Annotated in this window: 9 protein-coding genes, 1 pseudogene and 1 other annotated feature; of the genes and pseudogenes, 4 read left to right on the top strand and 6 right to left on the bottom strand. The window is 58.6% G+C overall.

The window, feature by feature from the left end; translation table 11 throughout:
- The first annotated feature begins 506 nt into the window (after positions 1–506).
- Both istA and istB read left to right on the top strand, forming a co-directional pair.
- Positions 507–1,553: an IS21 family transposase gene (gene istA, locus P9255_RS12150; protein WP_404980325.1), complete on the top strand. Its 1,047-nt coding sequence runs from the start codon at positions 507–509 to the stop codon at positions 1,551–1,553.
- Positions 1,550–2,368 carry an IS21-like element helper ATPase IstB gene (gene istB / locus P9255_RS12145; protein ID WP_309789582.1) on the top strand — a complete coding sequence of 273 codons (819 nt, stop codon included), beginning with the start codon at positions 1,550–1,552 and terminating at the stop codon, positions 2,366–2,368. The genes istA and istB overlap by 4 nt, the downstream gene beginning before the upstream one ends.
- Before the next feature lie 240 nt (positions 2,369–2,608).
- On the opposite strand, the gene P9255_RS12140 is transcribed toward istB, so the two are convergent.
- The gene (locus P9255_RS12140) at positions 2,609–3,031 is read right to left on the bottom strand and encodes a hypothetical protein (protein ID WP_309789581.1); all 423 of its coding nucleotides are present in this window, start codon (positions 3,029–3,031) and stop codon (positions 2,609–2,611) included.
- Positions 3,032–3,371: 340 nt separating this feature from the next.
- Here P9255_RS12140 and P9255_RS12135 point away from each other — a divergent pair, with 340 nt between their 5' ends.
- Entirely contained in the window at positions 3,372–3,983 is a 612-nt protein-coding gene (locus tag P9255_RS12135) for a filamentous hemagglutinin N-terminal domain-containing protein (RefSeq protein ID WP_309789580.1), read from the top strand.
- On the opposite strand, the gene P9255_RS12130 is transcribed toward P9255_RS12135, so the two are convergent.
- From P9255_RS12130 to P9255_RS12115, 4 genes and pseudogenes are all read right to left on the bottom strand, one after another.
- A protein-coding gene (locus P9255_RS12130; RefSeq protein ID WP_309789579.1) for an IS3 family transposase occupies positions 3,980–5,214 on the bottom strand; the annotation gives its coding sequence in 2 pieces (ribosomal slippage) (positions 3,980–4,926 and positions 4,926–5,214; 1,236 coding nt in all). The genes P9255_RS12135 and P9255_RS12130 overlap by 4 nt on opposite strands.
- Positions 4,820–4,936 (bottom strand) — a sequence feature (AL1L pseudoknot). Its footprint overlaps the gene before it by 117 nt.
- 513 nt (positions 5,215–5,727) lie before the next feature.
- Positions 5,728–5,932: pseudogene (locus P9255_RS12125) on the bottom strand (transposase domain-containing protein); the annotation flags it as partial.
- Positions 5,933–6,411: 479 nt separating this feature from the next.
- The gene (locus P9255_RS12120) at positions 6,412–7,488 is read right to left on the bottom strand and encodes a hypothetical protein (protein WP_309789578.1); all 1,077 of its coding nucleotides are present in this window, start codon (positions 7,486–7,488) and stop codon (positions 6,412–6,414) included.
- 27 nt (positions 7,489–7,515) lie between these two features.
- Positions 7,516–7,869, bottom strand: coding sequence for a hypothetical protein (locus tag P9255_RS12115; RefSeq protein ID WP_309789577.1), 354 nt, complete (start codon positions 7,867–7,869; stop codon positions 7,516–7,518).
- A 1,328-nt stretch (positions 7,870–9,197) separates the two neighbouring features.
- On the opposite strand from P9255_RS12115, the gene P9255_RS12110 reads away from it, so the two are divergent.
- Positions 9,198–10,664, top strand: a complete 1,467-nt coding sequence (locus P9255_RS12110; protein WP_309789576.1) for a Dyp-type peroxidase — start codon at positions 9,198–9,200, stop codon at positions 10,662–10,664.
- 155 nt (positions 10,665–10,819) lie between these two features.
- Here the strand turns inward: P9255_RS12110 and P9255_RS12105 are convergent, their stop codons facing one another.
- The gene (locus P9255_RS12105) at positions 10,820–12,709 is read right to left on the bottom strand and encodes a hypothetical protein (protein WP_309789575.1); all 1,890 of its coding nucleotides are present in this window, start codon (positions 12,707–12,709) and stop codon (positions 10,820–10,822) included.
- Positions 12,710–13,926 lie beyond the last annotated feature (1,217 nt).

Here is a 13,926-nt window from a genome sequence, read left to right as displayed (position 1 = left end):
AGCTAGTGGCGTTCGACAAATACGTTCTGGCGATGCAGTCGCCGACGGGCATTCAGACGGTGTTCAAAGCGCCGTCTCGACCGTCGGAGAAGCGCACACTGTAGAGCACCTTCGAACGAGGGACCGTTCGGCCATGTCCCGCGAGCGTCCACCCGCCAGCGGAAATGAGCGTTACACGGGAGCACGTCGCCGAGGGTGATACAACCCACTAACGGCACCGCTGCGCGTGGGGTTTCGTTGAGTGAGACGGCTGCGAGAGCCAGTGGTGGGCGCGTTAGCGGAAACGCACAAGAGATTCTTTACGCAACGGTTTTCTGTTATTCGTGCTCGGGCGTGTTGCGCTCATCTGTTTCAGCGGCGCACAGCAAAGGCGCGAGTCGAAGTCACTAAGTTCGTGCCTTGTCCGGCCTGAGCAGAGGCGCTTCTGTATGCGTAAGACGAGCTTGTCATCGGCACCTGTAAATTGATACACCTCGACGAAGGGATAATGGCCGCTTTGAGCGGCGATGATCTCGTACGAGGGATACATGCAGATCAGGATATTGCACAAGCAGGGCAAGAGCCTGCGTGCCATTGCGGGTGAGGTTGGCTGCTCGGTCAACACGGTAAGGAAGTATCTGGCGGCGGAGGACGCGCCGGCGTTTCGAGCCGCGACGACTCCGCGTGAGTCGATACTGAAACCATTCGAAGCGTATCTACGTGAAAGGATCGCGGCAGCAGCGCCGGACTGGATTCCAGCGACCGTTCTGTGGCGCGAGATTCAGTCGAAGGGATTCGACGGTGGCGAGCGGATCGTGCGCAAGTTCGTTGCCATATTGCGGCCGGTACCGGCGCCCGATCCTTTGGTGCGATTCGAGACTGCTGCGGGCGATCAGATGCAGGTTGACTGGGTCGAGTTCCGCAGGCGCAAAGGAGCGAATCTGTTCGCATTCGTGGCCACTCTGGGCTATAGCCGTGCGACCTACGTCGAATTCGTTTCCGACATGCGGCTCGATACTTTGCTGAGGTGTCACGTCAACTGTTTTAACTGGTTCGGCGGTGTGCCGCGCCGTGCGCTGTACGACAATATGAAGACCGTGGTCATCGAACGGGATGCATACGGTCCGAAGCAGCACCGCTTCCAGCCGGGGTTTCTTGACTTCGCCCGGCACTACGGGTTTCAGCCCCAGCTTTGTCGGCCCTATCGCGCGAAGACCAAAGGCAAGGTCGAACGGATGAACGGATATTTGCGCCGCAGTTTTTACGTTCCGTTGGCCGCTCAGTTCAAGGCGGCCAACATCGAACTGGACGCGATGACCGCCAACACTGAAGTCTTGCGTTGGCTACGCGAAGTTGCGCATGTGCGGATACATGGAACGACCCGGTTGAAGCCGGGCGAGCAATTGATTGTTGAGCAGAAGGCCTTGCAGAGCCTGCCGCCACCGTATCCGGCTCTGTTACCAGCAACGACACCGGCGAGCGGACAAGAGTTGCGCGAGCGATTCCACGACTGGCTGTCCCCGCTACAGCACCCGCTGTCCGTGTATGACCAGCTGATCCGGGTTGCCGCATGAACATCGCACACGAACGCGTGGCGCAGCTATGCGCTCAACTAAAGCTCACGACCATTGCGGATGCATTGCCACACCTGGCACAGAAGGCGATCGCCGACGACGTGAACCTGACAGAGTTTCTCGAATCGGTACTAAAGGCCGAGCACACAGCGCGGCTCGTCAGACAGCGCGCGACGTTTGCACGCCTGGCAGGCTTCCCGGCGATCAAGACCCTGGATGGTTTCGACTTCGCAGCGGCCAGTGGCGTGCCGAAATCGCAGGTCCAGGAGCTGGCGAGCCTTGCATTTCTGGAGCGCAACGAGAACGTCGTATTGCTTGGATCGAGTGGCACCGGGAAAACGCACATTGCAATGGCACTTGGTTACGCAGCAACGCAAGCGGGAATCAAGGTGCGCTTCATCACCGCAGCGGACCTGCTGATGATATTGACCACGGCACATCGGCAGAATCAACTGGGCGACGCGCTCAAACGGTTCGTCAATCCGTACAGGCTGTTGATCATTGATGAGATCGGATACCTGCCGATGAGCCGTGAGCAAGCCAACCTGTTCTTCCAGGTCATCGCCAAACGGTATGAGCGCGGCAGTCTGATCGTGACCAGCAATCTTCCGTTCGGGCAATGGGACCAGACGTTCGCCGATGACGCAACGCTAACTGCCGCCATGCTCGACCGGCTATTGCATCACGCTCATGTCGTCGCGATCCAGGGCGAGAGCTATCGACTACGCGACAAGCGGAGAGCCGGATTGGTTACGAAGCGATCGACCACAACAAAGGAGAGCTCTGCCAACGGAATGCGGTCGGCACCGCAATAACACTACAACCCGGTGTATCAAATCTGAAGTGCCGATGCCGGTAGAACCTGTATCAATTCCAGAGTGCCGTTGACAAGCTTTCGCTTAGCGTCTTGTGAGCTAGATTCCTTTGTCGGCGTAACCTGCCCCAAAGTGTCTCTCCCGGTGGCAGTTCGGACAGAGAGCGTGGGCGTTAGGGCGGCGCAGGACCATAGGGCGGCGGCGCAGGACGTATGTAAGCCTTCGCTAGGAATGGACCGATCACTCGCGCACGAGCAACACGTCGTAGACTTTTCCGCCCTCGTTGACACAGATTCCGCCTCCAGTCCTTCCATTACCGCGAAGGTCGCACCGTAGCCCGTGCCCGTTCTGAGAAGAGAGAAGGGCCGTCACGAACTTGTCGCCGATCGAATAGCTGTCCGCGGAAGCACTCGTCGAAACGCCCCGATTGTTGAATCCATATGTCGAGACAAACCCGAGAGTGTCGTTTGAGCCAACGCGAACGGCCGGTCCGGTATAGACAACGTCGTCAATGTTGACGGTCATCGTCCCCTTTCCCATTTTGCCCTTCGTGAGGCCCGAGAATGTTCTCCCGGAGTCGCGCGACATCAAAGTCGCAGCGTAGGAGCACCCGGCTATGAATGTGCCGACCATGAGGAGCCACCCGAGGACTGTCCTTTTCATTGCGGTTGTCGAGGACCGATAGACCGACGGAGAATATCGGACGACTGGCCGCTTGAGAGTCGATAGAAGTCGCGGGGTCTCATCCCGACGTGTGTGCGGCGGCCCACATAACGGCTCACAAGTAAGCGATTACTATCCGCGCAAGGGCGCAGAGCTTACCAACTCTTTCCGGCAGCTCAAGCGGTGTAGCAAACGTTCGTCCGACAAAAAGTAATAAACAACTACGCTATGTCCGGAGGGTTCAATGCGCAGCTTGCACCAGCGTTGCATCGGTTTCTCGCGACCGTTTTTGTCGGTCACTCACGTGTCTCGTTGACCGCTTTCGCTGCTCGTACCGCTCGTGGTGGGTCTCTGCGCGACAGGCGCTCATGCCGCACCGCCGCTCCCTCAAGGTGGCCAGTTCGTCGCGGGCAGCGGGTCCATCGGTGCAAAAGGATCGTCGCTGACGATTAACCAGAGCTCGACGCGCGGGATCATCGACTGGAAGAGCTTCTCGATCGGCAACGGCCATACGGTGAACGTCAACAACGGCACTGGCGCTACGTTGTCCCGGGTCACAGGCACCGATCGCTCAGTCATTGACGGCAGTCTTAAGGCGACCGGCAGTTTCTATCTCGTTAATCCGCAAGGAGTAGTGATCGGCTCGAACGGCGTCGTGACCACCGGTGGGCGTTTCGTCGCATCCGCCCTCGATGTTAATAACGACGCATTCATGGCGGGAGGCGATCTTACTTTCGCGGGCAAGGGTCGCGGTTCCGTTATCAATCTTGGAAAGATCAACTCGACGGGCGGCGATGTGTTGCTCATCTCGCCCGCCCTCGTAGAAAACGATGGCTCCATCAGCGCGCCCGGTGGGTCGGCGGAGCTTGCGACGGGTAATAAGGTGCTGGTTCGAGATTCATCCGCTGCGCCCCTGAATCGCCCCGGGTATCGAGGAGGCAGGTTGGTTTAAGTTAAAACAGCTTCCTTGGACTCGCTGGCGATTTTACGCCAGTAGTTTTCTTCGGCCTCTGCCGGCGGAACGTATCCGATGGGTTCAAGCAAGCGGATATGGTTGAACCAGTGCACCCATTGCAATGTGGCGAGCTCCAGCGATTCGCGGGATTTCCATGGAGCCCGGCGATGAACCAGCTCGGTCTTGTACAAACCATTGATGGTCTCGGCTAGCGCATTGTCGTAACTGTCGCCACGGCTGCCAACGGACGGCTCAATGCCTGCCTCGGCTAGACGCTCCGTGTACCGGATGGAAACATACTGCGAGCCCCTGTCGGAGTGGTGAATCAAAGCGTCTGACGAAGCAGGCCGGCGGTCATAAAGCGCCTGCTCCAATGCATCCAGCACAAAGTCCGTACGCATGCTGCGGCTCAATCGCCAACCCACGATGCGCCGTGCAAAGACATCGATGACGAACGCCACGTACACCCATCCCTGCCAGGTAGACACATAGGTGAAGTCTGATACCCATAACTGGTTCGGGCGCTCAGCCCTGAACACGCGCTGAACCCGGTCAAGCGGGCAAGGCGCCGATGTGTCCGGCATAGTGGTGCGTAAGGTCTTGCCACGCCGTGCGCCGCGCAATCCAAGGCGCTTCATCAGGCGCTCGACCGTACAGCGCGCCACTCGGATACCTTCGCGGTTCATCTGCTTCCAGACCTTGTCGGCACCATAGACTCGCCAATTGGCGTGCCAGACGCGCTCAATATCAACGATAAGCGCATCGTCGCGTTGCGCCCGCTCGCTTCGCAACGCAGGATTGCGTTGCCGGGCTGCATGACGTCTGTAGCACGACGGGGCAATCTGCAGGACTTTGCAGATGGGCTCGACCCCGTATGCATCGCGGTAGCGGTCGATATACGCCTTCACGACTTCAGTCGGCGGTCGAGCTCCGCCTGCGCGAAAAACGCGCTGGCCGTCTTGAGAATATCGTTGGCGCGGCGCAGTTCTTTGACTTCGCGTTCCAGCGCTTTCAAACGCTCGCGCTCATCGCTGGACAAGCCCTCGCGTTGGCCCTTGTCAATTTCGTCGCGTTTGACCCAATCCAGCAGCGTTTGTGACACACAGCCAATCTTTGGCGCGATGGATTCAACCGCAGCCCACAGCGACGGATATTCGCCTCGATGCTCCTGCACCATGCGCACCGCGCGCTCGCGCATCTCAGGTGAAAACTTGTTCGTCTTGTTCATGACACCATTCTCTCGCGAATTGGTGCCTCCTCAAAACCCGGGGCGATTCACAATACCCACGTTAACAACAACGGGAATCCCTGGGGCCGCGACGGCCAACGACGACACATCGGCCGTGGAAGCATGATCGACTCAGGAACTCCGCGGTGCAAGCGGTGGCTTTGAGGGGAAATCACCAAGTCGATTGACGGAAGCCGCGATCTGTACGGTTTCCGGCCTGTTCGCCATGGAAGCGCACCTTGCGGACTTCCTAGCTAAGAACCCGCCGACCGCCCCAGGAAGGGGTCGTCACGCCTCTACATCGACGAGGAGGGCCGCGACGGAGTGGAGTATCAAACGGCGGTCGGCCCACTCGCCTAGTGTTCATCGACTCCGCGGATGACCTCGTGGTGTTCGAGTTGAAACTCGACGGCGGCCCAGACAAGGCGCCGGGGCAAGTCTTGCGCTCTATGGGTTCGGACGTAAGGGCACCGCGCGCAAGGCAGAAAGGTGTCGGGCGACAATGTCGCCTCGTCAATCTCGGAAAGACGTAAGCGTGGCCTGGACACCGTATTGAAGTTCGTCGATGCGGTTTATTGGGTGGTCGGCAGTGCGTAAGCACGGAGCGCAGATATGCCTCAGGGTCAATGCCATTGAGTTTCGCGGTGCCGATGAGGCTGTAGATTGCTGCGGCACGTTCGCCGCCGGAATCTGCGCCGGCGAACAAATAATTGCGTCGGTTAGAAGTCGTCCAATAGCGGTGTAATTTCCGCGCTTGTGGGTCGTGGCCTTGCGGCCGCCCTATACCGCTAGAACGCAAGAAGGGGCGCACGCAGTTTGACGGTCAACTGGTGGCAACAATTCGTTTGATCGCTCGCCCCTAAAGAAGGCGCGAGCAGCTTTCGGTCAACCCGCCGTTAGTGCGATTACCGCACTCTGCGCAGGTATCGCCAGCCCGGCGCGAGACTCTTTATCCCACGGGCCTCCGACCTCGCAGCAGTACGGTTAGCGCGGATGCGCTCGCGCAGCCCGACGCAAACGCGACGAAGCGAGTCTGCGCGGCTATTGCCCGGCCGTTGGTGGCCGGCGCACCGGGGCTGTCAAGCGGCTGTATGTGGGCCGTTGCCTCGCGCTCGCTGCCGGAACAACTCTGTCCGCGTCGCGCTAGACATTTCCGCCAACGCGCATCCGTTCATCGGCGGTCAGCGGGTCGGTTCACTAACGGGACGGCGCGCGTCCGTTGAGAATGTACTGCAGGAGTCTGTTCATGTTGGCCTTGCAGATGTCCGCGATTGCGTTTGGCCCGTGCATCGAATCGCTCAGCGCCGCCGTGCACAGCGCGAGGAGCGGCGCATAGCGCGATTGCTCGAGATAAGCTTTTTGCAGCATCACGACGGCCTGCGCAGTGTCGTTGTTGAGCGACGCGGCCGTGTTGACAGTCTTCGCATTGCCATCCGGCGCCGACTTATCGACCGCTGCGGTCTGGGGCATCGATGCGCCCTCCGTGCGCGCCGCGACTTTCATCATGCCACCCGCAAGCGCATTGACCGATCCGGGCGAAGCATCGGTGAACCGTGCAGCCTTGACGTCCTTCGCTGAAGCGTCGGTTGTGTTCTTGTCGTCTGACTTGTGCCCGTCGCCGCCGTCCTTCGGCTGCGTCTTGTTCAGGGTGTCGTCCTTGGGCGGCACCACGACTGATTCGATCGATGCGGCGGTCTGACTCGCCGAGATACCCGACACCGCTTCGATGGCGAGCAGCGTCACCATCGTGTCGCCGTAGCGGCTCAGCACGAGCGCGTATTCATACTTGGAGATCGCGCCGTTCGAGAACGCCTCGCAAAGGCGATAGAGCCCATCGCGGAGCAATTGCGTCGTCGCGAGCCGACGTCCCAGTTCCGCGACGGCTGAGTTCTGCTGCAGCGACAACGCCTGTTTCGCGTTTACCGATCCGGTGCCTCCCAGCGCCTTGATGCCTTGTATAGTCGCTTCGGCGTTCTCTGTAATAGCCTGAGAAATGGCCTTCGCGACGTCCGGACTCGGCTCGGCGCAGACATTGAACTGGCTCGCGGCGGCGTCCTGCCCCGAGTTCTGCAGAGATTCTTGGCCGGCGTTCGAGCGAAGCAAGTCGCCGTCCGTTTTTGGTCGCGCGAGGATGAAACGCATATCTGCAGTGGACCCGACGGCCTGTGTATCGCCCACGGACTTGTTGACCGTCTGAGGCCCGACGACGGATTTGCATGCACTGAGCGCGAACAGCGAAACAAGAGGAAGCAGAAGCAGGCGGCAGGCATTCATTATTCGCTCCTTTGTGGTGATGCGTCGTCAACTCGTTTGCACGGTGCGTTGCGACTTAAGTTCCAGTTGACGGCTGTTGTTACACTCGGATGAGCTTGATTGGCGCGTGAGCCGGTTCTGGCTGCTTACCTTCAGGCTTCGGGATGTCGAGCTAATGCACTTCGACATGGCCCGCATCTGGCACGTCGAAGTACCCGAGCGGCATGAGCGCGAGCGGTGGGTCGTGGCGCTCTGCGGATTGCCGCACGACAGTGCGCACGGTGCTGCTGCGCAACGATCTCCGATGCCTTGGATCGCGACGATGGTCTTCAGCGGCTTGCGCAACTGATCGCTAGGCGTATCGGTAAATTCTGCCGCCGGCGTGTGCATTGCTGAGTTCATGGCCCCCTCGAGATTGCGAAGGCTGAAAAACAAAATCACATGCAGCCGATGCAACGGGTGGCACCTGCGTCGCGCGGACCAAAATATCTTCTGCAAAGCCGGCGTCATCAGCGACTGCTCAGAGATGCAGTGAGTAAGGGAACGCAAATCAAAAGCTCCACACGTTGCACCCGATCTTCGTGAGGAGAACGATTGAGCTCGCGCGGCTTTGAAAATCCAGCATTAGAAAACGTCTTGCAAAAGCGAAGCGAGCGAAGAACGAGCGCGCTTGCAACTGAAAAGCATACTTTCAGGCAGATTCGATGCCTCCCGGCAGGCTTCCTACTTTGTTTTCATCGTCTTGCGACTGAACTACGTCCGACGCACATCGAATGAGGGAAGAAATGACGAACCAACAGCGGCCTTCTTCATCTGCATTTGCCGCGGTGCGGCGACCGCGCCCGAGTGCAACGACAATGCAGCCGATCTGCCCTGCGGCTCCACTATCGGCTCGACGCTTCATCGCACTGCCAACTCCAATGTCATGAAGCAGGCCAAATTCGTGGCTCGAGTCGCCGCTCCTACGGCTAGCGAGCGAGTGGCAAGACGTTGTCTCGACGTGTTCGCTGACGGCGAGTTCTTGACAATGAAGCGCCAGTCATCCCGACCGCGCGGATGCCGATGCACGAATCGGCCGCCCCGGTGCACGAGGCCGTTACACCCGCTGCCCACCATTCTGCTGATTGCTAACGTCCGACACTGGCCTCTCCAATAACCGCATAGGCCGATGGCGCGCCGGCGAAGGCCGACATTGACTGGTCGCTGCGATCTCTTCAGAGACGACCCGAACTACGTGCGCCTGGCGGGTACAACGCGAGCGTCACTGACTGAAGGAACGCGAACGGACAGTTCGCGGCGCAGATAAGCGTGCTGTCTAGATCTCGCGCTGAGAAAGGCGTGTGAGTGATGCCAGCGGGCGCGCAATTATCACATGTCGCCTTGCTAGCTTAGGCCGCAGCGCGGATGCGGCTCGTCCCAAGCAATGTTCGCCTGCTTTCATGGGCACCCACCCATCAAGGCGTACGAATCATAAACATTGGCGGATAGCAATGATGTCGTGTCCTAAGGTGTATCGAGGCCCTACCGGAACCATAGAAGATCTTGTCGGGGACCATCTCACATGCATAAAAACGCGTGGGGGCGAAAGCATGAAAGCTGTATATAGAACGTTTTTGTAACACGCGTCACTCATTCCAACGCCGTCCTCTCACTGCACCCTGGCCAGCGCAGCCCGCCACGCATTACCGGGACCGCGCTGAAACGCTTCCATCATCACTTACGGAGGTCTTATGTCTATTGTTCTCAACAATCAGCTTGCGTGGCTCGCGCAGCCGCTTTCATGGACGTCGGCGCATGCTGCGTCCACGCCCGAAGCGGCCGAGCAACTGACCATGCTCAATGACTTGCAGGGAAATATTCTCGACGGGCACGGCCGCGAACACACCAGTAATCTATTTATCCGGTTCAATGCGGCAAAGCGGCATGAAGCGCGAGCATTCCTCGCGCATGTGGCGCAGAGAATCGGCTCCGCGCTGGATCAGCTGTTCAAGGCGCGCGCTTACCAAACACAGAACAAGGACGGCGGCACGTTCGTCGCAGTAATGCTGACGGCAGCCGGCTATGATGCGCTCGGCGTGCGGAAAGCAAAACCGGACGACGCCGCTTTTGTCGCGGGAATGAAAACCCGAAATCTTAATGATCCGCCTGCATCGGCGTGGGACCTCACATTTTCAGGAGAAATCCACGCGATGATCCTGATCGCGAACGACGACGAAACCGCGCGTGACGACGAGCGTAACGCCATGATCGATAGCATCGACGCAACGGGTGGCGCGATCGTGTTGCTCAACCGCGATCATGCGGAAGACGGTAACGTACTGCGCAACGACGCAAAGGTCGGCATCGAGCACTTCGGGTACGTCGATGGCCGCAGTCAGCCGCTAGCGCTAGTCGAACAGGTTCAGAAGGAACAGGCCGAGGCAGGCGTGCCGCTCGTTTGGGATCCGACCATTCCACTATCGCAATTGTTGTTGCCATGCCCTGGCGGGAAGCATGACGTGAGTTGCGGCAGCTACTTTGTGTTCCGCAAGCTAGAACAAAACGTTAAAGGTTTCAAGACGCGGGAAGACGAGTTGTCGAGACTACTGGAAGCCAAGTACGGCCGACCGAAAGATTCAATCGATGCAGGCGCTGCGGTGGTAGGCCGTTTCGAAAATGGCGTGCCCTATACGCGCACGAACGACGAGAACGATTCCGTTCTCGCGGGCCACCCGGTGACCAACAACTTCAATTACGAGCAGCAACCGAATGGCGATACAGCCGGCCTGCGTTGCCCATTCGCCGCGCACATCCGTAAGTCCAATCCGCGCAGCGATACACCCGACTCCAAGACACACCTGATGGCGCGGCGCGGCATTCCGTACGGCAGACGCGACGACAAACCCAACGACAATCGCCTGGACAACAAGCCGGAGGGAGGCGTCGGCTTGCTGTTTATGGCGTATCAAAGCGACCTCGAAAAACAGTTCGAATTCACGCAACGCTCGTGGGTCAATAACTCTTCGTTCCGAAATCCGGGTGTGGGCATCGATCCGGTGATCGGTCAGCCGAGCGAACCATCCGGCCAGAAGTGGACGAAGATATACGGCAAAGAACTGAGCGACGGAACGCCCGACGAAAGCTTCTCAGGTTTCGTCACGATGCGCGGCGGCGAGTACTTCTTCGCGCCGTCCATCTCGTTTCTCAAGTCGCTATGAGCATGTGAGCAAGGGGGTTCTGCGTTGTTGACAGAACCCTCCGCGCGAGCTCAGGTTGAGACCACACGCGAACGATTAGGCGCAACGCGCCCTTGATGCCCGGTTCACTTTGCGTGTCGAAGGCGCACACAACTACATCGGGCGTGCGAGCGCGATCATACCCATGTCGCGATTTTCCAGATGACCACGACATACGCCGCGAACGCCAGGGCCCATCTGGAATGCTCCCATCCGCGTCCGGCCAGATCAAGCAGAACGGCTCCGATGGCCAGCAGAACGGCGACGACCATGAACGAGATCAACGGCGCGCTGCGTCCCAATCCGACGACGAACGAACTGCGTTCGTCGAGCAGGTCGCATGACTTGGGCGCTTGCCCATCGAGAATGAACTGGGCTATCACGTCCCAGTGTTCTTCCTTCAGCGCGGCGCCGTGGGTGCCCTTGACGTAGTGATCTTCCCGCAGCCTCGGACCCGGGTGGTCCTGTATGGTGCTGTCCGGCTTTGCCAAATATTCCTGCGCATTGTCCTGCTTCGCCTGTGCGAAGCCGTCATGACCGGCGCTCCCGAGATCTTGCCAGCCGAGCATTTGAAACGTACGTGGAAAGGTCGCCACAACCCAGTCCGCACTCGCGACAAAGTTCAGTACAGCGCGCACGCGTCCGGCACGAATCAACCCGTCCCAGTCATACTGCGTGCGAACGACGCTGCCGGCGAAGGCGACGTGCTTGAACCTTACGCAGGGATACGTTTCGAGCGCGCGAGCGAGCATGTACGTGCCGTGACTGTGACCGACGTAAGAAAACCGGGCGTTCGGGTAAGTCGCCTTGTTCTCAGCGTAACGATCCATCAACCATTCGACCCGTTTGCGGCGCACATTGGGCAAAAGAAAGGGCAGCATGGCGAAGTAACCGTAACTCGACGTTTCTGTCTTGACGAAACAGGGCGCGCCTGCGCGCGACCGGCCAGCGCCGGGGTGCGCTCGTTCGTCCCGCTGCTGCTCGCGGAGGCGCGCGAGCGTGATGACGCGGCGCGCGATTTTCTGCGTCCAGTAACCTTCGTCTCTAATGCCATGAATCACGAACACGACGTCAGTGACCGTTTCGTTCACAACCGGCGAGCCGTCGTCGCCAGGAAGAATGGAGCATCGGCCGAGACGGTCCGCATCCATCGTCAGTGCGTCCGTAAGTACAGCGGCGCGCGCGCGACCCGCGTCGCTCTGATCCATTTCGATCACGCTTCGATGTCCGGAATGCGGTACGTCGAGATAATAGAAGTCGTGCCCCGCGACGAGATCGATATTGTCCTCGGGTGAAACGATATCGTCGATCGAGCCGAGTAATTGTATGACCATCGGCGATGATCCACCGGCTCTATTACGGTGCATCGACATCCATTGCAGGCGCAGCATCGTCAAGAACGGCGCGCCACGGTGTACTCGGAACACGAGGGGCGTCTTTCTTCCGAGTGTCAGCCCCATGATGAGGTTGCCGATCACAACGCCCATTCCCCATTGAATCAGCCTGTGAGGCATCACTTGCGCAGACAGATGCCAGCCGCGATTCATGCCCGCTAGTAATAGGATGCGCTCGACATGTTTCGCCCATGCTTTGGGTGCATCATATTTGGACGCTTCGAGATCCTCTGCAGCGCAGTCGCCGCATGCATAGACATAGGCCTTGCGCGCAATCAGCGACCCGAAGCTGTATCCGATAATGACAACGTTCCCGGGGGCCGGAATGCTGGCGTATTTCCTTTCGATGACCTCGCTCAGTCGATGCGCGATCTGACACGGATCGTCGAACGAAACCATCGAGAAGTCCAACTGGGGGACGAAGATACGTGGTTCGCTCTTGCCCCGCTGCTTCCACGCCTTGCTGACCACGTTGGCGACGGGTTCCATTCTCTCGGCCCGACCGCCCATACCGTGGATGATCACGACGAGGTCTTGCAGATTAGCGGCCTGGTTCATTGCGTAGCCTTCGAACGTGCTGAGCAGTGTGCGTAGAAGATGCGAGAAGTGTTGCGAGATGCGTGCTTCATTCACGTTCGTTCAACGACCTGACATGGATGCATCATTGAATGCGCGCTGCAGAAAAAGCCGCGTCAGAAGATAGCTGCCGACGAGGCCGGAGGTGGAAGAAGTAACTCAACAGGGCCATGACAAATGAATCCGGATACGTGCTGCCGAGCGATTGACCGATGACATGTCCTGCAGCCCTCTAGCCGTTTAATAAGTTCTTTGCTCTCGACAAGTGTCACTCCGACGATGATTTTGGTGATCCAATTCGATATCTGCTCGAGATTGGTGTTGACGGCGGTAGGCCACTTCGACCGCTGCATTGTCCGGCTGACTCCAAAATTTGAAGGTGGTTTGCTTTGTTGTGGCCCGATTCGCCCCGGCGTTGACGTTGAGAACAGTGATCGAACCGTGCTCGGTTGCGCGGTGCTCTGCTTCATCGCAGACAATTGGTTGCGTGTTGCTTTCGCCCGCTGCCGTGTCTTGGACCGATCCATTGGAAGAGCGGAGGATTGTGCCCCAGGCAATGCGGTACGAGCCGGATCGGAGGACAACGACCGCCGAATGCCGAACAGAAAACCCAGGAACCATGCACCTGCACTGCACGCGATAGCCCATAATAGGCCTACCCATGCAGTCTTCCAATCGGGCGTGCCTGCCGCAACAGAGAAAGCGCCGATGCCTAGGGCCACTATCATGACAGCGGCAACACGCTTGGCGTCTCTGTTGACGGACTGAAGCCGTGAAAATCCATTCGCAGCTTGAGACATTCTCACTCCGAGGTAGGAGGCGACTGGCAATGTTTATTTCCGTCTCGTGACGGTTGAAGCCATACTTATCGAAGAGCGGGACAAACCGGCGCGACTGAACCACCGAATCCGGAATCGTTCTCGTTCATATCGATAGCAATTCGGAAGGATTCCAGTTGCGGTATGGAAAGCTTCACCACCTCCGCCCAGTTCAGGAACATGATTGTGGTGGCACGGTTCCGCCTGTCTTGTTCTATTTCAAACTGTATAGAGCCAAACCGCGGGTGCACAAACGATTTCTGCGGATGTCGATCCGACGTACTGGCGGATAAACGGCGAGGGTGTGGTCGGATGTCTCCGAGGGTTCCACAATGATTAGGACATTCTTTGGACAATTGCAAAATCCGCCTGCCGGACAATGTCGACCCGAAAACCCGCGCGAGTTGGAGCTCAGTATTTGGGTTCCAGAGTTAATCACCAACTGTAATGAAGGTA

It is taken from the genome of Caballeronia sp. LZ019 (assembly GCF_031450825.1).
In the GTDB taxonomy this organism is placed as follows: Bacteria; Pseudomonadota; Gammaproteobacteria; order Burkholderiales; family Burkholderiaceae; genus Caballeronia.
The sequence above is the reverse complement of the archived record's forward strand: the minus strand, read 5'-3'. Positions and strand labels throughout refer to the sequence as shown.